24 protein-coding genes are annotated in these 26,534 nt (G+C 66.8%); 18 read left to right on the top strand and 6 right to left on the bottom strand.

Annotated features, from left to right (window positions below; translation table 11 throughout):
* Nucleotides 1–145: 145 nt before the first annotated feature.
* A complete protein-coding gene (locus AWC14_RS24545; RefSeq protein ID WP_045383436.1) occupies nucleotides 146–1,624 on the bottom strand; it encodes a cytochrome P450 in 1,479 nt (492 codons plus the stop codon).
* Between the two features lie 156 nt (nucleotides 1,625–1,780).
* Between AWC14_RS24545 and AWC14_RS24540 the strand changes: the two genes are divergently transcribed.
* Both AWC14_RS24540 and AWC14_RS24535 read left to right on the top strand, forming a co-directional pair.
* Nucleotides 1,781–2,398, top strand: coding sequence for a TetR/AcrR family transcriptional regulator (locus AWC14_RS24540; RefSeq protein WP_045383519.1), 618 nt, complete (start codon nucleotides 1,781–1,783; stop codon nucleotides 2,396–2,398).
* A gap of 25 nt (nucleotides 2,399–2,423) precedes the next feature.
* Nucleotides 2,424–3,281 carry an SDR family oxidoreductase gene (locus AWC14_RS24535; RefSeq protein ID WP_045383433.1) on the top strand — a complete coding sequence of 286 codons (858 nt, stop codon included), beginning with the start codon at nucleotides 2,424–2,426 and terminating at the stop codon, nucleotides 3,279–3,281.
* On the opposite strand, the gene AWC14_RS24530 is transcribed toward AWC14_RS24535, so the two are convergent.
* Nucleotides 3,273–4,304 (bottom strand): DNA polymerase IV, encoded by a 1,032-nt coding sequence (locus tag AWC14_RS24530; RefSeq protein WP_045383430.1) that lies wholly within the window; start codon nucleotides 4,302–4,304, stop codon nucleotides 3,273–3,275. The two genes, AWC14_RS24535 and AWC14_RS24530, sit on opposite strands and share 9 nt — an antisense overlap.
* Nucleotides 4,301–4,894 carry a TetR/AcrR family transcriptional regulator gene (locus AWC14_RS24525; RefSeq protein WP_045383427.1) on the bottom strand — a complete coding sequence of 198 codons (594 nt, stop codon included), beginning with the start codon at nucleotides 4,892–4,894 and terminating at the stop codon, nucleotides 4,301–4,303. The genes AWC14_RS24530 and AWC14_RS24525 overlap by 4 nt, the downstream gene beginning before the upstream one ends.
* A 108-nt stretch (nucleotides 4,895–5,002) precedes the next feature.
* Between AWC14_RS24525 and AWC14_RS24520 the strand changes: the two genes are divergently transcribed.
* From AWC14_RS24520 to AWC14_RS24500, 5 genes are all read left to right on the top strand, one after another.
* Nucleotides 5,003–5,530 carry an NAD(P)H-dependent oxidoreductase gene (locus tag AWC14_RS24520; protein WP_045383517.1) on the top strand — a complete coding sequence of 176 codons (528 nt, stop codon included), beginning with the start codon at nucleotides 5,003–5,005 and terminating at the stop codon, nucleotides 5,528–5,530.
* Nucleotides 5,531–5,938: 408 nt separating this feature from the next.
* Nucleotides 5,939–6,178, top strand: coding sequence for a redoxin NrdH (locus AWC14_RS24515; RefSeq protein ID WP_045383424.1), 240 nt, complete (start codon nucleotides 5,939–5,941; stop codon nucleotides 6,176–6,178).
* A gap of 9 nt (nucleotides 6,179–6,187) precedes the next feature.
* Nucleotides 6,188–6,637, top strand: coding sequence for a class Ib ribonucleoside-diphosphate reductase assembly flavoprotein NrdI (nrdI, locus tag AWC14_RS24510; protein ID WP_045383421.1), 450 nt, complete (start codon nucleotides 6,188–6,190; stop codon nucleotides 6,635–6,637).
* Nucleotides 6,604–9,999: a class 1b ribonucleoside-diphosphate reductase subunit alpha gene (nrdE, locus tag AWC14_RS24505; RefSeq protein ID WP_081968288.1), complete on the top strand. Its 3,396-nt coding sequence runs from the start codon at nucleotides 6,604–6,606 to the stop codon at nucleotides 9,997–9,999. Before nrdI ends, nrdE begins: the two co-directional genes overlap by 34 nt.
* Nucleotides 10,000–10,114: 115 nt before the next feature.
* Nucleotides 10,115–10,849, top strand: a complete 735-nt coding sequence (locus AWC14_RS24500; protein WP_045383515.1) for a TetR/AcrR family transcriptional regulator — start codon at nucleotides 10,115–10,117, stop codon at nucleotides 10,847–10,849.
* Here the strand turns inward: AWC14_RS24500 and AWC14_RS24495 are convergent.
* Nucleotides 10,846–12,417, bottom strand: coding sequence for an MFS transporter (locus tag AWC14_RS24495; RefSeq protein WP_052425670.1), 1,572 nt, complete (start codon nucleotides 12,415–12,417; stop codon nucleotides 10,846–10,848). The two genes, AWC14_RS24500 and AWC14_RS24495, sit on opposite strands and share 4 nt — an antisense overlap.
* A gap of 102 nt (nucleotides 12,418–12,519) precedes the next feature.
* Between AWC14_RS24495 and AWC14_RS24490 the strand changes: the two genes are divergently transcribed.
* The 4 genes from AWC14_RS24490 (at nucleotide 12,520) to AWC14_RS24470 (ending at nucleotide 16,630) form a co-directional block, all read left to right on the top strand.
* Nucleotides 12,520–13,185 (top strand): TetR/AcrR family transcriptional regulator, encoded by a 666-nt coding sequence (locus tag AWC14_RS24490; protein ID WP_045383415.1) that lies wholly within the window; start codon nucleotides 12,520–12,522, stop codon nucleotides 13,183–13,185.
* 37 nt (nucleotides 13,186–13,222) lie between these two features.
* The gene (locus tag AWC14_RS24485) at nucleotides 13,223–14,734 is read left to right on the top strand and encodes a flavin-containing monooxygenase (protein WP_045383412.1); all 1,512 of its coding nucleotides are present in this window, start codon (nucleotides 13,223–13,225) and stop codon (nucleotides 14,732–14,734) included.
* Between the two features lie 180 nt (nucleotides 14,735–14,914).
* Nucleotides 14,915–15,889 (top strand): class 1b ribonucleoside-diphosphate reductase subunit beta, encoded by a 975-nt coding sequence (gene nrdF, locus AWC14_RS24480; RefSeq protein WP_099539517.1) that lies wholly within the window; start codon nucleotides 14,915–14,917, stop codon nucleotides 15,887–15,889.
* A gap of 399 nt (nucleotides 15,890–16,288) precedes the next feature.
* The gene (locus tag AWC14_RS24470; RefSeq protein ID WP_081968286.1) at nucleotides 16,289–16,630 is read left to right on the top strand and encodes a DUF3349 domain-containing protein; all 342 of its coding nucleotides are present in this window, start codon (nucleotides 16,289–16,291) and stop codon (nucleotides 16,628–16,630) included.
* Here the strand turns inward: AWC14_RS24470 and AWC14_RS24465 are convergent.
* Both AWC14_RS24465 and AWC14_RS24460 read right to left on the bottom strand, forming a co-directional pair.
* A complete protein-coding gene (locus tag AWC14_RS24465) occupies nucleotides 16,619–17,662 on the bottom strand; it encodes an NAD(P)-dependent alcohol dehydrogenase (protein ID WP_045383406.1) in 1,044 nt (347 codons plus the stop codon). The two genes, AWC14_RS24470 and AWC14_RS24465, sit on opposite strands and share 12 nt — an antisense overlap.
* A gap of 118 nt (nucleotides 17,663–17,780) precedes the next feature.
* The gene (locus AWC14_RS24460) at nucleotides 17,781–18,860 is read right to left on the bottom strand and encodes an iron-siderophore ABC transporter substrate-binding protein (RefSeq protein WP_081968292.1); all 1,080 of its coding nucleotides are present in this window, start codon (nucleotides 18,858–18,860) and stop codon (nucleotides 17,781–17,783) included.
* A 151-nt stretch (nucleotides 18,861–19,011) separates the two neighbouring features.
* On the opposite strand from AWC14_RS24460, the gene ctaD reads away from it, so the two are divergent.
* From ctaD to AWC14_RS24425, 7 genes are read left to right on the top strand one after another with little or no spacing between them, the layout of a single operon-like run.
* Nucleotides 19,012–20,757, top strand: coding sequence for an aa3-type cytochrome oxidase subunit I (ctaD, locus tag AWC14_RS24455; RefSeq protein ID WP_045383512.1), 1,746 nt, complete (start codon nucleotides 19,012–19,014; stop codon nucleotides 20,755–20,757).
* Between the two features lie 19 nt (nucleotides 20,758–20,776).
* A complete protein-coding gene (serB, locus tag AWC14_RS24450) occupies nucleotides 20,777–22,003 on the top strand; it encodes a phosphoserine phosphatase SerB (protein ID WP_162267193.1) in 1,227 nt (408 codons plus the stop codon).
* Nucleotides 22,004–22,012: 9 nt separating this feature from the next.
* Nucleotides 22,013–22,855 (top strand): ABC transporter ATP-binding protein, encoded by an 843-nt coding sequence (locus AWC14_RS24445; RefSeq protein WP_045383396.1) that lies wholly within the window; start codon nucleotides 22,013–22,015, stop codon nucleotides 22,853–22,855.
* The gene (locus AWC14_RS24440; protein ID WP_045383393.1) at nucleotides 22,852–23,646 is read left to right on the top strand and encodes an NUDIX hydrolase; all 795 of its coding nucleotides are present in this window, start codon (nucleotides 22,852–22,854) and stop codon (nucleotides 23,644–23,646) included. Before AWC14_RS24445 ends, AWC14_RS24440 begins: the two co-directional genes overlap by 4 nt.
* Complete coding sequence (locus AWC14_RS24435; RefSeq protein ID WP_045383511.1) at nucleotides 23,643–24,392, top strand: enoyl-CoA hydratase; 750 nt, start codon at nucleotides 23,643–23,645, stop codon at nucleotides 24,390–24,392. The genes AWC14_RS24440 and AWC14_RS24435 overlap by 4 nt, the downstream gene beginning before the upstream one ends.
* Nucleotides 24,379–25,347, top strand: a complete 969-nt coding sequence (locus tag AWC14_RS24430) for a class I SAM-dependent methyltransferase (protein WP_045383390.1) — start codon at nucleotides 24,379–24,381, stop codon at nucleotides 25,345–25,347. Before AWC14_RS24435 ends, AWC14_RS24430 begins: the two co-directional genes overlap by 14 nt.
* On the top strand, nucleotides 25,305–26,489 hold the full coding sequence (locus tag AWC14_RS24425; RefSeq protein WP_142281829.1) for a THUMP-like domain-containing protein: 1,185 nt from the start codon (nucleotides 25,305–25,307) through the stop codon (nucleotides 26,487–26,489). Before AWC14_RS24430 ends, AWC14_RS24425 begins: the two co-directional genes overlap by 43 nt.
* Nucleotides 26,490–26,534: the final 45 nt, after the last annotated feature.

The raw sequence follows: 26,534 nt of genomic DNA, 5'->3' as shown, positions 1-26,534 counted from the left end.
AGCCGTCACTGAACCCCATCCTGACGGCGAAACTTGACGGCTGTCAAGTTTCCACGGCGCTGGCCGACTGTGCGAATTCATCCGCCCGCGTCGGCGCGTCGCGTATGAAACCGCACAGTCGGCGCTGAGGGGTGGGCGCGCGAAGCTACAGCGGACGCAGCATGATCGGCATGCCGTCGACCGGCACCGGCATGCCGGCGTAATCCCACTTCGCCTCGTATTCGGGACGCGGCAGTTCCAGCCGGTAGCGGCGCAGCAGCCGGTGCAGGATCGTCTTGATCTCCAACTGCCCGAACACCATTCCGATGCACTTGTGCGCGCCGCCGCCGAATGGTGTGAACGCGTAGCGGTGCCGCTTGTGCTCGCAGCGCGGTTCGGTGAATCGCTCCGGGTCGAACTTCATCGGATCCGTCCAGAGCTCCGGCAGCCGATGGTTCATCCCGGGGTAGGCAATGACGTTGGTGCCTTTGGGCAGGTAGTAGCCGAGCAGGTCGGTGTAGCGCACGGTTTGGCGCATGGCCCACTGCACGGGCGTCACCAACCGAATCGACTCGTTCATCACCAAGTCGAGCGACTCCAGCTTCTCCAGCGATTCGATATCGAGCGGGCCGTCGCCGAGGCGGTCCGATTCGTCGCGGCAGCGCTGCTGCCATTCGGGGTGGGCGGCCAGGTGGTAGGCCATCGTGGTCGCGGTCGACGTCGAGGTGTCGTGGGCGGCCATCATCAAAAAGATCATGTGGTTGACGATGTCCTCGTCGGAAAAGCTGTTGCCGTCCTCGTCCTCGGTCTGGCACAGCACCGTCAGCAGGTCGTTGCCCTCTTTGCCGCGCCGTTCCTTGACGCGGGCGGCGAAGTAATCCTCCAGCAGTTGCCGGGCTTTGAGGCCACGCCACCAGGTGAACGGCGGCACGGGAGTGCGGATGATCGCGTTGCCGGCGCGGGTGGTGATCGTGAAGGCCTTGTTCACCTTGGTGACCAGCTCGCGGTCGGTGCCCGGTTCGTGGCCCATGAACACCATCGAGGCGATGTCGAGTGTGAGCTCTTTCATCGCGGGGTAAAGCAGGAAGCGCGCGTCGTTGGCCACCCAGTTGTTCGAAACAACCTGGGACACAACCTGATCCATCTGCTCGACATAGCCGACCAGGCGAGAGCGGACGAAGGCTTCCTGCAGGATCCTCCGGTGGAACATGTGCTCTTCGAAGTCGAGCAGCATCAGGCCGCGGTGAAAGAACGGCCCGATCACCGGAACCCAACCTTGTTGGGAATAGTCCTTGTTGCGGTTGGAGTAGATGATTTGGGCGGCGTCGGGGCCCAGCGCCGCGACCCCCGGCAGGACCGGCGAATCGCCGAATATCAGCGGCCCTCTGGTGTGGTACAGGAACATCAGATAGTCGGGCCCGCCGCGCAGCATCTCGATGATGTGGCCGAGGATCGGCAGCCCGGCGTCGCCCATCACGGGCTTGAGCCCGCTGCCCGGCGGCGGATCGGCGAGCGTTTTCGGCGGGAACTCGGTGTTGCGCAGTTTCCGCTCGACGGCGGCCATGCCGGGAAAATTGTTGAACGACGGCGTCAACCGGCGCTTGGCTTGGTCGAGCAGGTAGTGCGGGGTGCTGATGGTCGCCATCGACGCTCCTTTTGGAGATTGTGGCCGCCGTCACTAAAACCCCATCCTCAGGACGGGCTTGACGGCTGTCAAGTTTCGTTTTCTTCTGGTGTGGTGCAAGGTCGAACTGTGAGCACCCAGCCGACCGCCCGGCGACGCGCCGACCAGGCTCCAGCGCTGTCGGCCCCGACCAAGCGCGGAGACCGGCAGCGCCAGGCGATCGTGCAGGCGGTCCGCGAGCTGCTGGAAGAGAAGCCGTTCGCCGAGTTGTCGGTCAGCACCATCAGCGACCGCGCCGGGGTCGCGCGATCGGGCTTCTACTTCTACTTCGACTCGAAATACTCTGTGCTGGCCCAGATTCTGGCCGAGGCCACCCACGAGCTCGAAGAGCTCACGCACTACTTCGCCCCGCGCGGGCCCGACGAGTCGCCGGCCGCCTTCGCCAAGCGGATGGTCGGCAGCGCCGCCGCCGTGTACGCCCACAACGACCCGGTGATGTCGGCGTGCAACGTCGCGCGCAACACCGATGCGGAGATCCGCGAGCTTCTCGATCAGCAGGTCAATGGCGTGATCGAGCAGATCATCGGCGTCGTCGAGGACGAGCTGAAAGCCGGTACCGCGCACCCGATCAGCGACGACATCCCGGCGCTGGTCCGCACGCTGTCGGTCACCACCGCGCAGATGCTCTCCGGTGACAGCGCCTACCTGGGGCCCGACGGCGATGTGCAGCGCGGGATCCGCGTGCTCGAGCAGTTATGGCTGCATGCCTTGTGGGGCGGGTCGACGGGCCGCTGACGTTACCGGCGCTATCGTCTCCGCCATGGCGACGACCTATGCGGGCAAGAAATGCTTTCTCACCGGTGCGGCCAGCGGCATCGGCCGCGCGACGGCGTTACGGCTGGCCGCCCAGGGCGCCGAGCTGTATCTGACCGACCGCAACGCCGAGGGTCTGGCGGAAACCGTGGCCGACGCCCGCGCGCTGGGCGCCGACGTGCCCGAGCACCGGGCACTGGATATCGCCGACTACGAGCAGGTCGCCTCCTTCGCCGCCGATATCCATAGCCGCCACTCGAGCATGGACATCGTGATGAACATCGCCGGGGTGTCGGCGTGGGGAACCGTCGACCAGCTCAGCCACGAGCAGTGGAGCAAGATGGTCGCGATCAACCTGATGGGCCCGATCCACGTCATCGAGACGTTCATCCCACCGATGGTCGCGGCCGGCCGTGGTGGCCATTTGGTCAACGTGTCGTCGGCGGCCGGACTGGTCGCGCTGCCGTGGCATGCCGCTTACAGCGCAAGCAAATACGGGCTGCGCGGGGTGTCGGAGGTGCTTCGTTTCGATCTGGCCCGGCATCGCATCGGGGTGTCGGTGGTGGTGCCCGGCGCGGTCAACACCCCGTTGGTCAACACCGTCGAGATCGCCGGCGTCGATCGCGAGGACCCCAATGTGCAGCGGTGGATCAACCGCTTCAGCGGTCATGCCGTCACTCCGGAGAAGGCGGCCGAGAAGATCCTGGCCGGCGTCGCCAAGAACCGCTACCTGATCTACACCTCGGCGGACATCCGTGCACTCTATGCGTTCAAGCGGCTGGCGTGGTGGCCCTACAGCGTGGCGATGCGTCAGGTCAACGTGTTCTTCACGACGGCGCTGCGCCAAAAGGCGTTGTCACGCTAGCGGCATCTGCAGTTCCAGTCGCACGCCGAGCAGGCGAACCGGGCGGTCCAGCTCGAACAGGTTCAACACATACAGTGCGGCGGCGACGACGGTGTCGGCGTTGACCGTGGGGGCGTCCAGCTTGCGGATCTTGGTACGGGTGTAGAACGTCGCGGTGCGCACCGTGACGGCGACGCGGATGACGATCCGCGACTCGGCGACCACCTCGCTCAACGTCCGCCGCGCCAATTCGATTACCGCCGCGGCCATCTCGTCTCGGTCGGTCAGATCGCGCGGGAAGGTGACGACGTGGCTGCGCGAGCGTGGCACCCACGGCTCGGCGCTGACGACGTCGTCGCCGCCCCCGTTGGCCAGCAACAGCAGCCACAGTCCGGTCCGCGGGCCGAACGTGGAGGTGAGCAACTCGGCATCGGACTGCGCGAGCTGGCGGACCGTGGTGATGTCAAGGGTGGCAAGCTTTTTCGCGGTCTTCGGTCCGACTCCCCACAGCGCGTCGACCGGCCCATCGCCCATCACCGACATCCAGTTGGCGTCGGTGAGTTGGTAAATCCCGGCGGGTTTGGCGAAGCCGGTGGCCACCTTGGCGCGCTGTTTGTTGTTGCTGATCCCCACCGAGCAGGACAGCCCGGTTTCACTGGAGACGACGGCACGAATCTGTTCGGCCAGTGCCACCGGATCTTCGACGCTGGCGCCTATGAATGCCTCGTCCCAGCCCCACACCTCCACCGGGTGGCCGAGATCGCGCAGCAGCCCCATCACCTGCTCGGACGCGGCGTCGTAGGCGGCCGGATCCGACGGCAGGAACGTGGCATCGGGGCACTGGCGGGCGGCGGTGCGCAGCGGCATACCGGCGTGCACCCCGAACTGGCGCGCCTCGTACGAGGCACAGGTGACGACCTTGCGCGGTTCGGTCGGATCGCCGCTGCCGCCGACAATGACTGGCAACCCGGCCAATTCAGGGTGCCGACGCAGTTCCACCGACGCCAGGAACTGGTCGAGGTCGACGTGCAGGATCCAGGTCATACGCCGCAAAGCTTGCGCGCCAAGCTTTCCCACGCGTCGCCCAACGTGTCCAGGGTGTGGCCGCGGTGCAGTTGGTGCTCGACGTAGTCGGCATCGAGCAGGGCGAGCAGCGCGTCGGTTTGGACGTCGAGGTCTCCGGTTGTGCCAGCCGTTTCCAGCAGAATCCGCACATGGGTGTGCAGCACCGCGGCGGGAGCACTGTAGCGGGCCTCGTGGCTAGCCGCGGAGAGCAGTGCGTGGTGGGTGTGCACGAAGCAGAGTCGCTCGCGGCCGAAGGCCAGCAGCCGATCCAGCGGCGGCGCATCCGGGCCCAGTGGCGGCGGACCGAACAGGAACGCCTGCTGGCTAGCCCTCTCGTCCTCGTCGAGCAGCACCATCATCAGCCCGGCGCGGCTGCCGAACCGGCGGAAGACCGTGCCCTTGCCGACGCCGGCGGCGGCGGCGATGTCGTCCATCGTGACGGCGTCGGCGCCCCGCTCGGCGATCAGCCGCCGCGCCGCCTGCAGCAATAGTTCGCGGTTGCGCGCCGCGTCACCGCGTTCTTGCGGGGCGGAAACGGGCAGCTCACCCGAGCGATCGGCGACGCTCACCACTGCACTGTAACGCGGACGGAACAAACCGGACTACGGTCCGGTTTGGTCGTGCAAGGATGTAGACCAACAACGGAAGGGAATCCCGAAGTGCCGGACATCAAGATCATGGCTTTGGTGGGCAGCCTGCGTGCAGCCTCGGTCAATCGACAGATCGCCCAGTTGGCGGCGGACGTCGCCCCCGACAGCGTCGCGGTGACCGTCTTCGACGGACTGGGCGAGCTGCCGTTCTACAACGAGGACATCGACAACGAGGCCGACGTGCCGGCGGGGGTCACCGCATTGCGTGCCGCGGCGGCCGAGGCCGACGCCGCCCTGGTCGTCACCCCGGAATACAACGGCACCATCCCCGCGGTGATCAAGAACGCGATCGACTGGCTGTCCCGGCCCTTCGGCAACAGCGCGCTAAAAGGCAAGCCGCTGGCCGTCATCGGCGGGTCGCAGGGCCGCTATGGCGGGGTGTGGGCGCACGACGAGACCCGCAAGTCGTTCGGCATCGCCGGTCCTCGCGTGGTCGAGGCGATCAAGCTGTCGGTGCCGCTGAAGTCGCTGGACGGCAAGCATCCCAGCGAGCATGCCGAGCTCACCGCCAATGTGCGCGACGTGGTCGGCAAACTGGCCGCCGAAGTGAGCTGAATATTCGTTTGCTGAGCGACGCCCGGAAGGCCGCTTCCGGGCGTCGCCTGTCGGTGGCCGATGGTAGACGTGTCCGCATGCCCCGGGTAGGGCCGACGAGGCCGAATTGTGATCTACGACACGCCGATGAGGAGGTGGGACGCAGGCTTACGACCAGGGAATTTCACGAATGTTGTTCAGAAGATGTTGTATCCCTTCTTATTGTCACCCACTAGGTGTAGTGTTTCAGCACACCGACAGGCCCCGGGTTCACCCGGTCAGCCGGGCCGCCAGGGCAGGGATCAATGAGCCGGCCTACGCGGTCGGCGAACAGGGGAATTCCGGGGCGTGACGGTCTGCTGAACCAACAGCGCACATGCAGTACCGAGTAGTTGCCAGTCCCTTCCCAGCAGAGGAGCCGTACCGCCGATGAGCATCACCGTCTACACCAAGCCGGCATGTGTGCAGTGCAACGCCACCTACAAGGCGCTGGACAAAGAGGGCATCCCGTACGAGAAGGTCGACATCTCGATTGACAGCGAGGCGCGCGACTACGTCATGGCGCTGGGCTACCTGCAGGCTCCCGTCGTGGTGGCCGGCAACGAGCACTGGTCGGGCTTCCGGCCGGACCGGATCAAGGCGCTTGCCGGTGCCGCGCTGACCGCCTAGGAGATTGCCGTGCCGTCGTGCAGCCTGGTCTATTTCTCGTCGGTGTCGGAGAACACCCACCGCTTCGTGCAGAAGCTGGGCATTCCCGCCACGCGGATACCGCTGCACGGCCGCATCGAGGTGGACAGGCCGTACGTCCTGGTGCTGCCGACCTACGGCGGTGGCCGCGCCACCCCGGACATCAACGACGGCGGCTACGTCCCCAAGCAGGTGATCGCCTTTTTGAACAACGAGCACAACCGCTCGTTGATCCGTGGGGTCATCGCCGCGGGCAACAACAACTTCGGTGCCGAATTCGCCTATGCGGGCAATGTGGTGTCCCGCAAGTGTGGCGTTCCGTACCTGTACCGGTTCGAACTGATGGGAACCCCGGACGACGTAGAGGCCGTCCGTGCGGGTCTGGCTGACTTTTGGAAGGACGACACGTGCCCCCAACCGCCGCAACTGCAGAGCGTGTAACGCCCGCCGGGCACGCATTGCCGGGCGAGACGGATTATCACGCCCTGAACGCGATGCTGAATCTGTACGACGCCGACGGCAAGATCCAGTTCGACAAGGACCGCGAAGCCGCGCACCAGTACTTCCTGCAGCACGTCAACCAGAACACCGTCTTCTTCCACAACCAGGACGAGAAGCTCGACTACCTGATCCGCGAGAACTATTACGAGCGTGAGGTTCTCGACCAGTATTCGCGCAACTTCGTCAAGAGCCTGCTGGATCGGGCCTATGCCAAGAAGTTTCGGTTCCCGACGTTCCTCGGCGCCTTCAAGTACTACACCTCCTACACGCTCAAGACCTTCGACGGCAAGCGCTACCTGGAGCGCTTCGAGGACCGCGTCGTGATGGTGGCGCTGACTTTGGCGGCCGGGGACACGGGGCTGGCCGAGAAGCTGGTCGACGAGATCATCGACGGCCGGTTCCAGCCGGCCACCCCGACGTTCCTCAATTCCGGCAAAAAGCAACGCGGCGAGCCAGTTTCGTGTTTCCCAGCCGGAACGCCAGTGGATACACCTGAAGGTCCGAAGGCGATCGAGTCTTTGCAGCCGGGTGACCGGGTGCTCTCGCACGACGGGTCCTTCTCCGTTGTCGAGTCCGTTGTCGAGAATCCCAACGACCAACCTCTGGTGTCGATTTCGCACTTCGGGCACAAAGAGCCCATCCGGTGCACTCCAGAGCATCCGATCCTCGTGTGGACGACGCGGGAAGTCGAGACGCTCATCGAAGGCGACGGCGCCGATCCGTTCAACGGATTTGTTTGGCTCGCTGCCAAAGACGTTCAGGCTAGCGACTTCATCGTGACGGCGGCACCGCTCCAGCGACGCGAGCGGCGGATCTATGACCTGATGAAGTATGTCGGCTCGGGGGTGTACGAAGAGGTCGACGGTCTCATCCGCAAGGTCAACTCCGACTTGAAACACCGCAGCAAGCAGCGTCACCGCATGCGCTTTGTCTCTGTGAACCGCTATGTCGAGGAGTCGTACGACCTCGGCCTCATCCTTGGTTGGTACATCGCCGAAGGACACGTCTCCAAGCGGTCAGGCTCAGACGGCATGATCGCCAACGGCATTCACTTCACGCTCGGCGCACACGAACTCGAGTACCAACAGGAGTTGGGCGCGGCGTTCAAACGAGTATTCGCGGCCGACCTGGCTGTCCACCACAGCGTGTCGGACCAGTCGGTCCGCATGATCTGCAACAGCATGGTGGTCGCCTCGCTGTTCCTCTCCATGGTTGGGACGGCGTATCACACAAAGCGGTTGTCCCACGACGTCTTGACAGCCGACGAAGAGTTCCAGCGTGGACTCTTGGACGGGCTGTTCCGCGGCGACGGGTGCTGCACCACCGGCGGGATGATGCTCGACCTGGTGAACCCCGAACTGGTCGATCAGGTACAACTCCTCCTGCGCCGAGTCGGCATCGTGTCCACCGTCCGCCAGTACGTCAATCAAGCAGGCAATGTGACGGGGCAGGTATTCGTCCCCGGGCTGCCCGGCACGAATGAAGAGTTCATTTTCGATGTCGGCAAGAACCTGCACAACTACCTAGGTCGAAAAGGGTCGTCGCGCAAGACTTATCAGGTTGTGCATGGGCGGCACGTGTACGGAATCCGCGAACTGAAGCGTACGCACGAAGTTCCGGCGACGGTGTACAACCTTCACGTCGATGGCACGCACACCTACACGATTCGCGGCACGGTCGTGCACAACTGCTTCCTCCTTCGCATCGAAGACAACATGGAGTCCATCGGGCGCTCCATCAACTCCGCTCTGCAGCTGTCCAAGCGCGGCGGGGGAGTTGCGTTGCTGCTGAGCAACATTCGTGAACACGGCGCGCCGATCAAGAACATCGAGAACCAGAGCTCGGGCGTCATCCCGATCATGAAGCTGCTCGAGGACTCGTTCTCCTACGCCAACCAGCTCGGCGCGCGCCAAGGCGCCGGCGCGGTATACCTGCACGCGCATCACCCCGACATCTATCGCTTCCTGGACACCAAACGCGAAAACGCCGACGAGAAGATCCGGATCAAGACCCTGAGCCTCGGCGTGGTGATTCCCGACATCACCTTCGAGCTGGCCAAGAAGAACGAGGACATGTACCTGTTCTCGCCGTACGACGTCGAACGCGTCTACGGGCTGCCGTTCGCCGACATCTCGGTCACCGAGAAGTACTACGAAATGGTCGACGACTCGCGCATCCGCAAGACCAAAATCAAAGCGCGCGAATTCTTCCAGACGCTGGCTGAGCTGCAGTTCGAATCCGGCTACCCGTACATCATGTTCGAGGACACGGTGAACCGGGCTAATCCCATTGAAGGCAAGATCACCCACTCCAACCTGTGCTCGGAGATCCTGCAAGTGTCCACGCCGTCGCTGTTCAACGAGGATCTCTCGTACGCCAAAGTGGGCAAAGACATCTCGTGCAACCTGGGGTCGCTGAACATCGCCAAGACCATGGACTCGCCTGATTTCGCACAGACCATCGAGGTGGCGATCCGGGCGCTGACGGCGGTCAGCGACCAGACCCACATCTACTCGGTGCCCTCGATCGAGCAGGGCAACAACGAATCTCACGCGATCGGGCTCGGGCAGATGAACCTGCACGGGTATCTGGCCCGCGAACGGATCTTCTACGGCTCCGAAGAGGGCATCGACTTCACCAACATCTACTTCTACACAGTGCTCTACCATGCGCTGCGGGCGTCGAATCGCATTGCGATCGAGCGGGGTACGCACTTCAAGGGCTTCGAGCGGTCCAAGTACGCGTCGGGGGAGTTCTTCGACAAGTACACCGAGCAGGTCTGGGAGCCCAAGACCCCCAAGGTACGTCAGCTCTTCGCCGATGCCGGTATCCGCATCCCCGACCAGAACGACTGGCGGCGGCTCAAGGAATCGGTGCAGGCGCACGGCATCTACAACCAGAACCTGCAGGCGGTGCCGCCGACCGGGTCGATCTCCTACATCAACCACTCGACCAGTTCGATCCACCCGATCGTGTCGAAGATCGAAATCCGCAAGGAAGGCAAGATCGGCCGGGTTTACTACCCGGCGCCGTACATGACCAACGACAACCTGGAGTACTACCAGGACGCCTACGAAATCGGTTACGAGAAGATCATCGACACCTACGCCGCGGCCACCCAGCATGTGGACCAAGGGCTGAGCCTGACGCTGTTCTTCAAAGACACCGCGACCACCCGCGACGTCAACAAGGCGCAGATCTACGCCTGGCGCAAGGGGATCAAGACGCTTTACTACATCCGGCTGCGGCAAATGGCGCTGGAAGGCACCGAGGTCGAAGGCTGCGTGTCCTGCATGCTGTAGCCGGCCTTGCGCCGAGTGTGAATGGCGACGGTTCCGCGGCGTGTCGCGTCGTGGGTTTCACACTCGGCAAGCGGTCTTCCCAGGTCAGCGACCGCAACGCGGTAAAGTGCTTGACGTGGTGAGAATCCCTCGACCCCACCCGGGCCCCAGACCCGGGGGCAAGGTCGACGCGCGCAGCGAACGCTGGCGCGAACACCGCAAGAAGGTGCGCGACGAGATTGTCGAGGCGGCTTTCCGCGCCATCGACCGGCTGGGACCCGAATTGAGCGTGCGGGAGATCGCCGAAGAGGCCGGCACCGCCAAACCCAAGATCTACCGGCATTTCCACGACAAATCCGACCTTTTCCAGGCGATCGGCGAACGGCTGCGCGACATGTTGTGGGCGGCGGTCTTCCCGTCGGTCGACTTCGCCACCAACTCGGCTCGCGACATCATCCGGCGCAGTGTCGAGGAGTACGTCAACCTCGTCGAGCAACATCCCAACGTGCTGCGGTTTTTCATCCAGGGCCGCTTCCCCGAGCGCTCCGAGTCGACGATGCGGGCGCTCAACGAGGGCCGCGAGATCACCCTGGCGATGGCCGAGATGTTCAACAACGAGCTGCGCGAGATGCAGCTCGACCGTGCCGCGATCGAACTCGCCGCGTTCGCCGCGTTCGGGTCGGCCCAGTCGGCCACCGACTGGTGGCTCGGCCCCGAGCCCGACAGCCCGCGCCGCATGCCCCACGACAAGTTCGTCGAGCATCTGACGACCATCATGATGGGCGTGATCGGCGGCACCGCGGAGCTGCTCGGCATCGAGATGGATCCCGACTTGCCGATTCACAGCGCGGCGCCGCGCGAAGCCAGCTAACCCTCGCCGCGACGCACGTACAGCGCCAGCACCGCGCCGACAGCCGCTGCCACGGCGGCCACCACCATCGAGGCGTGCAGCCCAACCATGAACGCGCCGTGGCTACCCTGCGCTACCGCATGCGCCAGCGGGGCGGGCATGCCCGGGACTGTCGGCGTAACACCTTGGGCCACAAGCTCTTTCGCAGCCGTCAGTTTTGCGGCGATCGGCGCCGGCGTGCCGGCCGCGGTGAGCTGCTCGACGAGCACCGAACCGACCCGGCTCGACACCACCGAGCCCAGAATCGTGGTGCCCAACACTCCGCCCAGCTGCACGGCGGTGCTCTGCAGGCCGCCGGCCAGTCCGGCGTCGTCGACGCTGGCGTTTCCGACGATGGCGTCCGAGCTGGCGGTCAGTACCAGGCCGATCCCAGCACCCAGCAAGACGAATGCCGGCCACAGCGCGTCGTACCCGGAGTCGGCGCGCAGGAACGCCAGCGAGAACAGCCCTCCAGCGACGGCGCCCAGCCCGACGACCATGGCCGGGCGCGGCCCGAACTTCTCGGTCAGCCAGCCACTGAGCGGGGCCGTCACCATCAGCGTCAGGCTCAGCGGCAGCGTGCGCACACCGGTCTCGACGGGGGAGTAGCCCTGCACGTTCTGCAGGTACAGCGACAAGAAGAACACCGCGCCGAACAGCGCGAAGAAGTCGATGACGACCACCGCGGTGCCGATCGACAGCGACCGGTTGGCGAACAGCCGCATCGGCAGCAGCGGCTCGGCTGCGCGCAGTTCGATCAGCACGAACACCGCCAGCGCCGCCAGGCCCGCCAGCAGCACACCGAGCGTCCGGCCGGCCAGCCAGCCCCAGTTCTGGGCTTTGATCAACCCGAACACGATCAAGAACAGCCCGCCCGACAGCGTGGCGATCCCCGGGATGTCGAGATGGTGCTCGCCGGCGCTGCGCGTCTCGACGATCGCGCGCGCGCCGATCAACAAGGCGGCGGCCGCGATCGGCGCATTGATGTAAAACACCGATTCCCAGCTGACATGCTCGACCAGCAGGCCGCCGACGATGGGCCCGGCCGCGATCGACACACCCGACGCGGCGCCCCAGATCCCGACGGCGGCGTTGAGCTTTTCCGGCGGGAATGCGGCCCGGACGATGGCCAGGGTGCTCGGCATCAGCAGCGCCCCGAACACCCCCTGCAGGGTGCGCAGGGCGATGACGCCGCCGACCGTGCCGATCAGCCCGATGCCCACCGACGTCGCGGCAAACCCGACCACACCGATGAAAAACATCTGACGACGGCCGAATCGGTCGCCGAGCTTTCCGCCGAAGATCAGCAGCGAGGCCAGCGCCAGCATGTAGGCGTCGGTGATCCACTGCAGGTCCGACAGCGACGCGTGCAGGTCGGTGGCGATGCGCGGGTTGGCGATGGCCACCACGGAGGCGTCGAGACCGACCATGATGACGCCGAGCGAAACCGCGATCAACGTCCACCACGGGTTGCCGCGCATCCCGTCCCGGCTGGGAGCCCGGTGCCGGCCTGCGTGCGTCAGCTCCGGGGCAGTCAGTGTGACGGCCATGTGTGTGCTCCGTTTCGTATGTGGAGGGTAGTTACCGCTTACGGTTCTCGAAGATACGCATAAGCGGATGTCTTCCTCCAGTTCGGCGGGTATCGTCGACCTGTGATTTCAGGCGCAGCGCCGCGCGAAAAGGGAGCCAGGCCACTTCGCGCCGACGCCAAACTCAACCGCGACCGGATCCTGGCCGCCGCCGCCGAGTTGTTCGCCGAGCGCGGGCTCTCGGTGCCGCTGGAGGAGATCGCCGGCCGGGCCGGGGTAGGGGTGGCCACCCTGTATCGGCGCTTCCCGACCCGCCCTGACCTGGCGGCCGCCGCGTTCGAGCGCAACATCTCCCGCTACACCGAGGCGGTGGATCGCGCGCTGGCCAATCCGAGCGCCTGGGACGGCTTCCGCACGCTGGTCTTCGAGCTCTGCGAGATGCAGGCCGGCGATGCCGGTCTGCGCGACCTGTTGACCACGGCGTTTCCGGCCACCAGCGCCGTCGAGCAGCGCACCAACGAGACCGTGGACAAGCTCCGCGAGCTCATCCGCCGGGCGCAGGCCGAGGGAAAGCTGCGGCCCGACGCGGCGGCCGGCGACGTCGTCGTCATGCTGATGGCCAACGCCGGCGTGCTCAAGACAACCGCCACCACGGCGCCGGACGCGTGGCGCCGGTTCGCGGCGCTGATGGTCGACGCGTTCGGCGCCCGCCCCGAGGCGCCGCTGCCGCCCGCCCCGCCCGAGCAAGAGCTGCGCCGGTCGATCGCGTTGTTGACCGAGGGGCGCTGAAGTACCCGGTACCAGCGTTCCCAGGTAGGATCGCCGGGTGACCATTACTGAGTCGGCGCCGCAGGAGGCAGCACACAAACCGCCGGTGCACACCCGCGCGGTGATCATCGGGACCGGGTTCTCCGGCCTGGGCATGGCGATCGCCCTGCAGCGCCAGGGCGTGGACTTCGTGATCCTGGAGAAGGCCGACGACATCGGCGGCACCTGGCGGGATAACAGCTACCCGGGCTGCGCATGTGACATCCCGTCGCACCTGTACTCGTTCTCCTTCGAGCCCAAGCCGGACTGGAAACACCTGTTCTCCTACCAGCCCGAGATTTGGGACTACCTCAAGGGCGTCACCGACAAATACGGGCTGCGTCGCTACATCGAGTTCAATTCGCTTGTCGAGCGCGGACATTGGGACGACGAGGAGCACCGTTGGCATGTGTTCACCGACGACGGCCGGGAGTACGTCGCCCAGTTCCTGATCTCCGGCGCCGGCGCGCTGCACATCCCGTCGGTCCCCGACATCGAGGGCCGCGACGAATTCCGTGGCGCCGCTTTCCATTCCGCGCAGTGGGACCACGACGTCGATCTGACCGGCAAGCGGGTGGCGATAATCGGCACGGGGGCCAGCGCCATCCAGATCGTGCCCGAGATCGTCGGCCAGGTCGCCGAACTGCAGCTCTACCAACGCACTCCGCCGTGGGTGATCCCCCGCACCAACGAGGAATTGCCCGCCGGGTTGCGTCGCGCCCTGGCGAGCATCCCCGGTTTACGGCTGGCGCTGCGCACCGCGCTCTATTGGGGCCACGAGGCGGTGGCGGTTGGCATGACAAAGCGGCCCAACCTTCTCAAAGTCGGTGAGGCGCTGGGCAAGTGGAACATCCGCCGCGCGGTCAAGGACCGCGAACTGCGCCGCAAGCTAACCCCGAACTACCGGATCGGCTGCAAGCGAATCCTGAACTCCTCCACCTACTATCGGGCAGTCGCCGACCCGAAGACCGAGCTGGTCACTGACCACATCACCCGCATCACGCCCGACGGCATCGTCACTGCCGACGGCACGGAGCGTCGCGCGGACGTGATCGTGTTCGCCACCGGCTTCCATGTCACCGACTCCTACACCTACGTTCAGATCAAGGGCATGCACGGCGAGGACCTGGTCGACCGCTGGAACCGCGAAGGCCTTGGCGCACACCGCGGAATCACCGTCGCCGACGTGCCCAACCTGTTCTTCCTGCTGGGGCCCAACACCGGGCTGGGGCACAACTCGGTGGTGTTCATGATCGAATCCCAGATCCGCTACGTCGCCGAGGCGATCGCCGCGTGCGACCGGCTCGGCGCGCAGGCGCTGGCCCCCACCCGCGCGGCGCAGGACCGGTTCAACGAGGAGCTGCAGCGCAAGCTCGGGCGCTCGGTGTGGAACTCCGGCGGGTGCAGCAGCTGGTACCTCGACGAGCACGGCAACAACCGGGTGCTGTGGGGCGGCTACACCTGGCAGTACTGGATGGGCACCCGCTCGCTGCGCCCCGCCGAGTACCAGTTCTTCGGGGTGGGCGCATAGCGGAGTCCTGCGGTGAGGGCGTGGATTCGGCCATTTCCCCGCACTGGCCGCAGTTTCGATGCGCCTCGAAGAGACACGCCCAGGCACTAGGTGTTGTGTTGCGGCCGGTTGTCGGACCCCAGGGGTAGTGTTTGAAGTCTCAATACAGCCGACCATACGTCCTGGTGAAGTGGGGTTCTGGTGACCGAAAAACTGAAGCTGATCGACCGCGTTTCGGCGATCAACTGGAACCGTCTGCAAGACGAGAAGGACGCCGAGGTCTGGGACCGGCTCACCGGTAACTTCTGGCTGCCCGAGAAGGTGCCGGTGTCCAACGACATCCCGTCCTGGGGCACGCTGACCGATCACGAAAAGCAGCTGACCATGCGGGTTTTCACCGGGCTGACGCTGCTGGACACCATCCAGGGCACGGTCGGCGCCGTCAGCCTGATCCCCGACGCGCTGACCCCGCACGAGGAAGCCGTCTACACCAACATCGCGTTTATGGAGTCCGTGCACGCGCGCAGCTACTCCAACATCTTCTCCACGCTGTGCTCGACCGCCGAGATCGACGACGCCTTCCGCTGGTCGGAGGAAAACCCCAACCTGCAGCGCAAAGCCGAGATCGTGATGCAGTACTACCGCGGCGACGAGCCGCTCAAGCGCAAGGTGGCCTCCACGCTGCTGGAGAGCTTCCTGTTCTACTCCGGGTTCTACCTGCCCATGTACTGGTCGAGCCGGGCCAAGCTGACCAACACCGCCGACATGATCCGGCTGATCATCCGCGACGAGGCGGTGCACGGCTACTACATCGGCTACAAGTTCCAGCGCGGACTGGCGCTGGAAGACGCTGCCAAGCAAGCCGAATTGAAGGACTACACCTACGAGTTGCTCTTCGAGCTCTACGACAACGAGGTGGAGTACACCCAGGACCTCTACGACGAGGTCGGGCTGACCGAGGACGTCAAGAAGTTCTTGCGCTACAACGCCAACAAGGCACTGATGAACCTCGGGTATGAGGCTTTGTTCCCGCGCGACGAGACCGACGTCAACCCGGCGATCCTCTCGGCGCTGTCACCCAACGCCGACGAGAACCACGACTTTTTCTCCGGATCGGGATCGTCGTACGTGATCGGCAAGGCCGTTGTCACCGAGGACGAGGACTGGGACTTCTAAAGCTCAGATCCCTATCCAGACCCACTGCTGTCGACCCCCGTCCCAGACCGGGTGGACCGGCCATGGCGATGCGGCGGCGTTTCGGGGGGCGGCGGCACGTCAGGCGGGGCATACATCGGCGCATACGGTGGCGGTGGTGTGTACCAGGATGGCGGCGGCGGTGGCGTTTGCACTCGTTGGTTGCCACGATGTGCGACATGTTGGGGTCGCACTGCGCCGAGCTGACTCCCGGCGTCGCGACCATCGCAGCCGCAACCGCGGCGCCGGCCAGAACGAACCTCATCATCGCGGCCTCCCACCTTGGCGTAGTTAAGCGTATGCCTGTGAGCGGCTTATGAGTTCTGTGAGTTGTGCGGCGTCGAGTGGCGGTAACGACCGGCCGGCACAAGACTGGACGTCGTGGCCACCCCTTCATTCCTGAGTTCGGTTCTGCGCTGGCTACAGGCCGGCTATCCCGACGGCGTTCCCGGGCCCGACCGGGTACCGCTTCTGGCGTTGCTACGCAGCACGCCGCTGACCGAAGAGCAGCTGGCAGAGGTGGTGCACAACATTACCGCCAGCAAGTCAAACGGCTTGGCGGACAGCGAGATTGACCACGACGAGATCGCCGAGTTCATCTCCGACATGACCCATTACGACGCCGGCCCGGAAAACATCAGGCGGGTAGCCGCCACGCTGGCCGCCGCCGGATGGCCGCTGGCCGGGGTCAGCGCCGAGGAGGCCGACGCCTCACAAAGTTGAGGCGTCGATCACGAAGCGGTAGCGCACGTCGCTGGCCAGCACCCGCTCGTAGGCCTCGTTGACGTAGTCGGCCTCGATGACCTCGATTTCGGGTGTGACGCCGTGCTCGGCGCAGAAGTTCAGCATCTCCTGGGTTTCGGGGATGCCGCCGATCATCGACCCGGACAGGCTGCGCCGCATGCCGGCCAGCGGGAACGGCGGCACCGCCATGTCGTGTTCGGGCATGCCGAGCTCCACCAGCGTGCCGTCCACCTTGAGCAGGTTCAGGTAGTTGCCGAGATTCAGGTTGGCCGACACCGTGTTGAGGATCAGGTCGAAGCTGGTGCGCAGCTTCTTGAAGGTGTCCGGGTCGGCGGTGGCGTAGTACTCGCTTGCGCCCAGCCGCAGGCCGTCCTCCATCTTCTTCAGCGACTGCGACAGCACCGCGATCTCGGCGCCCATCGCCTTGCCCAGCTTGACGCCCATGTGGCCCAGGCCGCCCAGCCCGATCACCGCGACCCGCTTGCCGGGCCCGGCATTCCAGTGCCGCAGCGGCGAATACAGCGTGATGCCCGCGCACAGCAGCGGCGCGGCGGCGTCCAGCGGCAGCGAATCGGGGATACGCAGCACGTAGTTCTCGTCGACGACGATCGCCTGGCTGTAGCCACCGTAGGTCGGCTGGCCGTCGCGGCCGACCGCGTTATAGGTGCCGATCATGCCGCCGCCGGTGCAGTACTGCTGCAGGCCGGCCAGACAGTTGGGGCATTCGCGGCACGAGTCGACAAAACAGCCGACGCCCACGTGGTCGCCCACCTTGTACTTGGTCACCTCGGAACCCACGGCCGCTACCACGCCGGCGATCTCGTGGCCGGGAACCACCGGGTAGTTGGGCTGGCCCCACTCGGCCCTGACGGTGTGGATGTCGGAGTGGCAGATGCCGGCGAACTTGATGTCGATGGCCACGTCGTGCGGGCCGGGATCGCGGCGGTCGATCGTGGTCTTGGTCAGTGGTGCGGTCGCCGAGGTGGCGGCATACGCGGAAACAGTGCTCATCGGAAAAACCTCGTACCTGCGCGTGTCTGAGTAATCGGATTTTGGGGGATGCCCCAAATAATAGCCTAGGCAAACTATGTATTTCTTCCCGTTGAGGGCAACGTCACAAGCGCCGCGCTCAGTTGATCGGGGCGTTGATCCAGCGCAGGTCGTCGACGATGCCGCGGGCGGCGACCAGGCCCTGCCCGGTCTGCCATATCTCGTTGTTGACGATGAACACCCGGTTGTCGCGGTAGGCGGACAGCTTGCGCCACGGATCGCTGTCCAGCAGCGCGGGCGCGCGGTCCTTGGCGGCTCGCGACGCGAACGACACGTAGACGATGTCGGCGTCGGCCGCCGAGAAATCCGGGCCGCGGGCCAGGTCGGCGTCGCTGGCGCCGATCTCGATGTACGGCTTGTCGGTGAAGCGCTGCGACGGCGGGCGGTCGACGCCGACGGCGGCCAACACCGTGGCGGGGAAGTTCTCTGAGCCGTACACCCGCACGGTCTTCTCGGTGAACTGCACGATCGACGCCTGGTAGTGCGCGGCGTCGTGCGCGGCACCGGCCTCGCGGGCCTTGGCGATGAAGTCGTCGATCAGCGCGTCGGCGGCGCCGGCGCGCCCGCTGGCCGCCGCGACACCGCGCAGGTTGTCCTGCCACGCGGCACCCGGCGCCGCCGTGAACACGGTCGGGGCGATCTCCGCCAGCCGCGGGTACAGCTGCGGCGTCAACCCCGCAGAGCCCACGATCAGATCCGGTTTGGCGCCCGCAACGCCGGCCAGGTCCGGCGCGCTGCGGCTGCCCACCCCCGGCAGCCGGTTCACGATCGTGCCCAGGTAGGACGGCTGGCCCGACGAGCCGTCGGGCAGCGCGGCGGCCACGACGCGGGACTGCAGCCCCAGCGCGCACAGGGCGTCGAGCGCGTCGCCGGACAGCGCCACGATGCGCTGCGGGTCCGCGTGCACGTCGACCACGTCGGGTTGCACGCCCGCCGCGTTGTGGACCGGGCGCATTGGCGGTCCCGGAGCCGGCGCGGCCGGTTGCGGGGCGCAGGACTCGTCGGGCCGGCGCTGGTTGCCCACAACCCCGGCGCCCGCGATCTGGGTGGTGCTGGTGATCACCGACCGCGACGCCGGCTTGCCGCCGGGCGAGCCGGACGTGCAGGCCACGGCTGTAAATGTGATGGCCGCGGCGGCCAGCACGACGGCGGGTCGCAGGCGGCTGGAAAACACGCGTCCGACGGTAACACCGTCTCCGGGCGCACTACGGGGCTCATTACGACGGTTTGTAGGACCCGGGCCTGCGCGGCGCCCCTCAAAGGTTAGGATTCTCAGAAGTTCCCGGTTGCCCGACGTCTTGGAGGAGCTCTTGACAACCGAAGCGCCCCCACTGGGAGAACTCGAGGCCAGTCGCCCCTATCCGGCGCGCACCGGCCCCAAGGGCAACCTGATCTACAAGCTGGTGACCACGACCGATCACAAGCTGATCGGCATCATGTACGTCGTCACCTGCTTCGTCTTCTTCTTCATCGGCGGCCTGCTGGCGCTGCTGATGCGCACCGAGCTGGCCTCGCCGGGGCTGCAGTTCTTGTCCAACGAACAGTTCAACCAGCTGTTCACCATGCACGGCACGATCATGTTGCTGTTCTATGCCACCCCGATCGTGTTCGGCTTCGCCAACCTGGTGATGCCGCTGCAGATCGGCGCGCCTGACGTGGCCTTCCCGCGGCTGAATGCGTTCTCCTACTGGCTGTTCTTGTTCGGCTCGCTGATCGCGATGGCCGGGTTCATCACCCCGGGCGGCGCCGCGGACTTCGGGTGGACCGCCTACACACCGCTGACCGACGCCATTCACTCCCCGGGCGCCGGGCCGGACCTGTGGATCATGGGCTTGATCGTCGCCGGTCTGGGCACCATCTTGGGCGCGGTCAACATGATCACCACGGTGGTCTGCATGCGCGCGCCCGGTATGACGATGTTCCGGATGCCGATCTTCACCTGGAACATCCTGGTGACCTCGATCCTGGTGCTGCTGGCCTTCCCGCTGCTGACCGCGGCGTTGTTCGGGCTGGCCGCCGACCGGCACCTGGGCGCGCACGTCTACGACTCGGCCAACGGCGGAGTTCTGTTGTGGCAGCACCTGTTCTGGTTCTTCGGCCACCCGGAGGTCTACATCGTGGCGCTGCCGTTCTTCGGCATCGTCACCGAGATCTTCCCGGTGTTCTCCCGCAAACCGGTCTTCGGCTACACCACCCTGGTCTACGCGACGATGTCGATCGCGGTGCTCTCGGTTGCGGTGTGGGCGCACCACATGTTCGCGACGGGTGCTGTTCTGCTGCCGTTCTTCAGCTTCATGACGTATCTGATCGCGGTGCCGACCGGGATCAAGTTCTTCAACTGGATCGGCACGATGTGGAAGGGCCAGTTGACGTTCGAGACACCGATGCTGTTCTCGATCGGCTTTGCGCTGACCTTCCTGCTCGGTGGTCTGACCGGTGTGCTGCTGGCCAGCCCGCCGCTGGACTTCCATGTCACCGACAGCTATTTCGTGGTCGCACATTTCCACTACGTGCTGTTCGGCACCATCGTGTTCTCCACCTTCGCCGGGGTGTACTTCTGGTTCCCGAAGATGACCGGACGGCTGCTCGACGAGCGGCTGGGCAAGCTGCATTTCTGGTTGACGTTCATCGGGTTTCACACCACGTTTTTGATCCAGCACTGGCTGGGCGACGCCGGTATGCCGCGCCGCTACGCCGACTACCTGCCCACCGACGGCTTCCAGATGTACAACATCGTCTCCACGATCGGGGCGTTCATCCTTGGCGCGTCGATGATTCCGTTCGTCTGGAACGTCTTCAAGAGCTGGCGCTACGGCGAGGTCGTCACCGTCGACGACCCGTGGGGCTACGGCAACTCGCTGGAGTGGGCCACCAGCTGCCCGCCACCGCGGCACAACTTCACCGAGCTGCCCCGAATCCGTTCGGAGCGGCCGGCTTTCGAGTTGCACTACCCGCACATGGTGGAACGCATGCGCGCCGAAGCACACGTGGGCCGCGGCCCGCATCCCTCCGGCGGCGACGTCACCGAAGCCGACGACGTCGAAGTCCGCAGCTGACCGTCGTCTCGAGGTGACCGTGCCGAAGGTGTCGGTGCTGATCACCGTCACCGGTGTCGACCAACCGGGTGTGACGTCGGCGCTCTTCCAAGTGCTCTCGTCGCACAAGGTCGAGCTGCTCAACGTCGAACAGGTGGTGATCCGCGGCCGGCTGACGCTGGGCGTGCTGGTGTCCACCACGCCGGAGGTGGCCGAGGGCGACGCGCTGCGCACAGACGTCGCGGCGGCGATCCACGCCAAGGGCCTGGACGCCACGATCGAGCGCAGCGACGACCTGCCGATCATCCGGGAGCCCTCGACGCACACCATTGTCGTGCTGGGCCGCCCGATCACCGCCGAGGCGTTCGGCGCGGTGGCCCAGGAGGTGGCCGGGCTGGGGGTCAACATCGACGTCATCCGCGGCATCTCCGACTATCCGGTCACGGGATTGGAGATGCGCGTGTCGGTGCCGCCGGGCGTCGGCGGGCAGCTGCAGGCCGCGCTGACAAGGGTGGCCGCCGATGCCGGCGTCGACGTGGCGGTCGAGGACTACAGCCTGTCGCGGCGGGCCAAGCGGCTCATCGTGTTCGACGTCGACTCGACGCTGATCCAGGGCGAGGTCATCGAGATGCTGGCCGCCCGGGCGGGCGCGCAGGACGCCGTCGCGGCGATCACCGACGCCGCCATGCGCGGAGAGCTGGACTTCGCCGCTTCGCTGCACCAGCGGGTGGCAACCCTGGCGGGGCTGCCCGTCGAGGTGGTCGAGGAGGTGGCGTCGCAGCTGGAGCTGACCCCGGGCGCGCGCACCACGCTGCGCACGTTGCGGCGGTTGGGATTTCACGTCGGCGTGGTCTCGGGCGGCTTCCGGCAGGTGATCGAGCCGCTGGCCGACGAGCTGATGCTCGACTTCGTCGCGGCCAACAAGCTGGAGATCGTCGACGGCAAGCTGACCGGCCGGGTGGTCGGCCCGGTCATCGACCGCGCCGGCAAGGCCAAGGCGCTGCGAGACTTCGCCGCCCAGGCCGGGGTGCCGATGGAGCAGACCGTTGCGGTCGGCGACGGCGCCAACGACATCGACATGCTGGCCGCGGCCGGGCTGGGGGTGGCGTTCAACGCCAAACCGGCGCTGCGCGAGGTGGCCGACGCGTCGCTGAGCTATCCCTACCTGGACACCGTGCTGTTCATCCTCGGGGTGACCCGCGGCGAGATCGAGGCCGCGGACGCCCTCGACGGCGTGCGCCGCAGGGTCGAGATTCCGCCCGAGTAGGGTGCCAGGGTGCCCGAAACCGCAAGTGAGGCAGCCGACCCCGACCTGCTGATCGACTTTCACGACATTTCGCTGCGCCGCGACGGGCGGGTGTTGGTCGGGCCGGTCGACTGGTCGGTCGAGCTCGACGAACGCTGGGTGATCCTGGGACCCAACGGGGCCGGCAAGACGTCGCTGCTGCGTATCGCCGCCGCCGCCGAACACCCGTCGTCGGGGGTGGCCTATGTGCTCGGTGAGCGGCTGGGCCGGGTCGACATGTCCGAGCTGCGCGCCCGGGTGGGCCTGAGCTCCTCGGTGCTCGCGCAGCGGGTGCCCGGCCACGAAGTGGTGCGCGACCTGGTGGTCTCCGCGGGCTACGCGGTGCTGGGCCGCTGGAAGGAGCGCTACGAGGACGTCGACTACCACCGGGCGATCGACATGCTGGAGAGCCTGGGCGCCGAGCACCTGGCCGACCGCACCTACGAGACCCTCTCGGAGGGGGAGCGCAAGCGGGTGCTGATCGCCCGCGCGCTGATGACCGACCCCGAGCTGCTGCTGCTCGACGAACCGGCCGCCGGCCTGGATCTCGGCGGCCGTGAGGAACTGGTGGCCCGGCTGACCGACCTGGCCGCCGACCCGGACGCGCCGGCTCTGGTGCTGGTCACCCACCACGTCGAGGAAATCCCGCCCGGCTTTTCGCACTGCATGCTGCTGTCGGAGGGCCAGGTCGTCGCATCGGGCCTGCTGCCCGACGTGCTGACCGCCGAGAACCTGTCCCGCGCGTTCGGGCAGTCGATCGCCGTCGACGTCATCGACGGACGGTACTTCGCCCGTCGTACCCGCACCCGCGCAGCGCACCGGAGGCGCGCATGACCACGCCCTTACCCGCACGGCCGGCCGCGACCGTGATGCTGGTCCGCGACACCGCAGACGGGATCGCCGTCTTCCTGATGCGCCGGCACTCGAAAATGCACTTCGCGGCGGGCGTGATGGTGTTTCCGGGCGGCGGCGTCGACGACCGCGACCGCAACGCCGAGATCGCCTGGGCCGGGCCGGCGCCGTCGTGGTGGGCGCAGCGGTTCGGCATAGACGCCGACCTGGCCGAGGCGCTGGTGTGCGCGGCCGCCCGCGAGACCTTCGAGGAATCCGGCGTGCTGTTCGCCGGGCCGGCCGACGACCCGCGCGGCATCGTCGGCGACGCCTCGGTCTACCGGGAGTCGAGGCTGGCGCTGGCCGCGGGCGAGCTGTCGTTCGCCGACTTCCTGCGGACCGAGAACCTGGTGCTGCGCGCCGACCTGCTGCGGCCGTGGGCCAACTGGGTCACCCCCGAAGCCGAACGCACGCGGCGCTACGACACCTACTTCTTCGTCGGCGCGTTACCCGAGGGCCAGCGTGCCGACGGCGAGAACACCGAATCCGACCACGCCGGCTGGAGCACTCCCGAGGCCGCGATCGAGGACTTCTCGGCCGGCCGCACCTTCCTGCTGCCGCCGACCTGGACGCAGCTGGACTCGCTGGCCGGTCACACCGTCGCCGACGTGCTGGCGGTCGAGCGCAAGATCGTGGCAGTCCAACCGGACTTGGCGATCAAGGGCGACAACTGGGAGTTCGAGTTCTTCGATTCCGATCGCTACAACCAGGCGCGGGGCCGCCGGTGGCCGTGACCGAGTTCGTCAGCGTCCACACCGACGCGAACCGCCCCGGCGTGGCCACCCTGTTGCTGTCGCGGCCGCCCACCAACGCGATGACCCGCCAGGTGTATCGCGAAATCGCAAGGGCCGCTGCGGAATTGGGCGGGCGCGACGACGTCGCCGCGGTGATTCTGTTCGGCGGGCACGAGATCTTCTCGGCCGGCGACGACATGCCGGCGCTGCGCACGCTGAGCACAGCGGAGGTCGAGACGTGGGCGCGGGTGCGCAGGGAGGCCGTCGACGCCGTCGCGGCGATCCCCAAACCGACCGTCGCCGCCGTCACCGGATACGCGCTGGGCGCCGGCCTGACGCTGGCGCTGGCCGCCGACTGGCGAGTCAGCGGCGACAACGTGCGGTTGGGCGCGACGGAGATCCTGGCCGGCCTGATTCCCGACGGCGACGGGCTTGCGCGGTTGACCCGCGCGGTCGGCGGCAGCCGGGCCAAGGAACTGGTGTACAGCGGGCGTTTCTTCGACGCCGAAGAGGCGCTGGCGCTGGGCCTGATCGACGACATGGTCGCCCCGGACCATGTGTACGACGCCGCCGCGACGTGGGCCGCCCGGTTTGTCGACGGCCCGCCGTACGCGCTGGCCGCGGCCAAGGCCGGCATCGACGACGTCTACGAGCTGGGCCCGGCCGAGCGGCTGGCCGCCGAGCGCCGCCGCTATCTGGACGTGTTCGCCCGTGCCGTTAAGCTGGGCCACCATGACCAGTACTGATCCGGCGCCGCAGCCACACGCCACCGCCGAGCAGGTGGAAGCGGCGCGGCACGACAGCAAGCTGGCCCAGGTGCTCTACCACGACTGGGAAGCCGAGAACTACGACGAGAAGTGGTCGATCTCCTACGACCAGCGCTGCGTCGACTACGCGCGCGCCTGCTTCGACGGCGTTGTTCCCGACGACGAGATCCACCGGCTGCCGTACGACCGCGCCCTCGAATTAGGCTGCGGCACAGGGTTTTTCCTGCTGAACCTGATCCAGTCCGGCGTGGCGCGGCGCGGGTCGGTCACCGACTTGTCGCCGGGCATGGTCAAGGTCGCCACCCGCAACGGGCAGTCGCTGGGCTTAGAGATCGACGGCCGGGTCGCCGACGCCGAACGCATCCCGTATGACGACGACACCTTCGACCTGGTGGTCGGACACGCGGTGCTGCACCACATTCCCGACGTCGAGCTCTCGCTGCGCGAGGTGCTGCGGGTACTTCGGCCGGGCGGGCGGTTCGTGTTCGCCGGCGAGCCGACCACCGTCGGCGACGGCTACGCCCGCGCGCTGTCGACGCTGACGTGGCGCGTGACCACCAACGTCACCAAGCTGCCGGGCCTGGGGGCCTGGCGGCGTCCGCAGGCCGAGCTCGACGAGTCCTCGCGCGCCGCAGCGCTGGAGGCCGTCGTCGACCTGCACACGTTCGCCCCTGGTGACCTCGAGCGGATGGCCGCGGCCGCCGGCGCCGCCGAGGTGCAGACCGCGACCGTGGAGTTCACCGCGGCCATGGTGGGCTGGCCGCTGCGCACGTTCGAGTACGCCGTGCCCTCCGAGCGGCTGGGCTGGGGCTGGGCGAAGTTCGCGTTCACCAGCTGGAAGACGCTGACCTGGCTGGACGAGAACCTGTGGCGGCGGGTGGTGCCGAAGGGCTGGTTCTACAACGTGATGATCACCGGGGTCAAGCCGTCCTGAACTTCGGGCGCGACGACGTTGCCTACCTGATATCGGATGCGGGCGCGGCGGCGCTGGCCGTCGTGGCCGGCTTCGAGTTGACCGACCTGGTGATGGACATCGCCGCGATCCGGGCCCGGTTCGGCGATCGCACACCCGCGCTGGTCGAAACGGTGTTGCTGCGACGACGCGCCGCCGCCAAGCTGCCGGGCACCGGCGAATGGCTGTTCACCGACGAGGCGCTGCAGCAGGCCAGCGCCGCGCCCGTCGCGGCGCACCACGCGCAGCGGTTGGCCGGCGTGGTGGTGCACGACGTCACCTGCTCGATCGGCGCCGAGCTCGCGGCGCTGCGCGACCACGCCACGCGCGCGGTCGGCAGCGACATCGACCCGGTGCGGCTGGCGATGGCGCGGCACAACGTCCCGGAGGTCGCGCTGTGCCGTGCCGACGCGCTGCACCCGGTGACCCGCGACGCCGTCGTCGTCGCCGACCCTGCGCGGCGCGTCGGTGGGCGGCGCCGGTTCAACCCGCGCGATTACCAGCCGGCGCTGGATGCGTTGCTTGACGTCTACCGCGGCCGTCCGCTGGTTGTAAAGTGCGCTCCCGGAATCGATTTCGACGCGGTGCGGCGTCTCGGCTTCGACGGCGAGATCGAGGTGACCTCCTACCGCGGTTCGGTTCGGGAAGCCTGCCTGTGGTCGGAGGCGTTGGCCGAGCCGGGGGTGCGGCGCCGGGCCACGGTTTTGGACCGCGGCGAACAGGTCACCGACGCCGAGCCCGACGACTGCCCGGTGCGACCCGCCGGGCGCTGGATCGTCGACCCCGACGGCGCGGTGGTGCGGGCCGGTCTGGTGCGCCACTACGGCGCACGCCACGGGCTGTGGCAGCTCGATCCCGACATTGCCTACCTCTCCGGCGACCGGTTGCCGGCCGGGGTGCGTGGCTTCGAGGTCGTCGAGCAGCTGCCGTTCGACGAGCGACGGCTGCGTCAGGCGCTGGCCGCCTTGGATTGCGGCGCCCTCGAGATTCTGGTCCGCGGTGTCGACGTGGACCCCGACGCGCTGCGACGACGGTTGCGGCTGCGCGGCCGACAGGCTTTGTCGGCGGTTGTCACCCGCATCGGCTCCGGCAGAGCGGTGTTCGTTTGTCGTCCGTCGCGATGAGCGCCCAGGTAGGCTGGCCGGGACGGCGGCTGCGCCGTCTTTTGA

Origin of the sequence: Mycobacterium kyorinense (genome assembly GCF_002101735.1) — a bacterium.
Taxonomy (GTDB): Bacteria; Actinomycetota; Actinomycetes; order Mycobacteriales; family Mycobacteriaceae; genus Mycobacterium; species Mycobacterium kyorinense.
This window is presented reverse-complemented; position numbering and strand designations above follow the sequence as displayed.

Coding starts and splice junctions, on each gene's coding strand:
- AWC14_RS24545 (WP_045383436.1), bottom strand. CDS start 1,624: ATGGCGACCATCAGCACCCCGCACTACCTGCTCGACCAAGCCAAGCGC.
- AWC14_RS24535 (WP_045383433.1), top strand. CDS start 2,424: ATGGCGACGACCTATGCGGGCAAGAAATGCTTTCTCACCGGTGCGGCC.
- AWC14_RS24530 (WP_045383430.1), bottom strand. CDS start 4,304: ATGACCTGGATCCTGCACGTCGACCTCGACCAGTTCCTGGCGTCGGTG.
- AWC14_RS24520 (WP_045383517.1), top strand. CDS start 5,003: ATGGCTTTGGTGGGCAGCCTGCGTGCAGCCTCGGTCAATCGACAGATC.
- AWC14_RS24515 (WP_045383424.1), top strand. CDS start 5,939: ATGAGCATCACCGTCTACACCAAGCCGGCATGTGTGCAGTGCAACGCC.
- AWC14_RS24495 (WP_052425670.1), bottom strand. CDS start 12,417: ATGGCCGTCACACTGACTGCCCCGGAGCTGACGCACGCAGGCCGGCAC.
- AWC14_RS24465 (WP_045383406.1), bottom strand. CDS start 17,662: ATGAGCACTGTTTCCGCGTATGCCGCCACCTCGGCGACCGCACCACTG.
- AWC14_RS24440 (WP_045383393.1), top strand. CDS start 22,852: ATGACCACGCCCTTACCCGCACGGCCGGCCGCGACCGTGATGCTGGTC.
- AWC14_RS24430 (WP_045383390.1), top strand. CDS start 24,379: ATGACCAGTACTGATCCGGCGCCGCAGCCACACGCCACCGCCGAGCAG.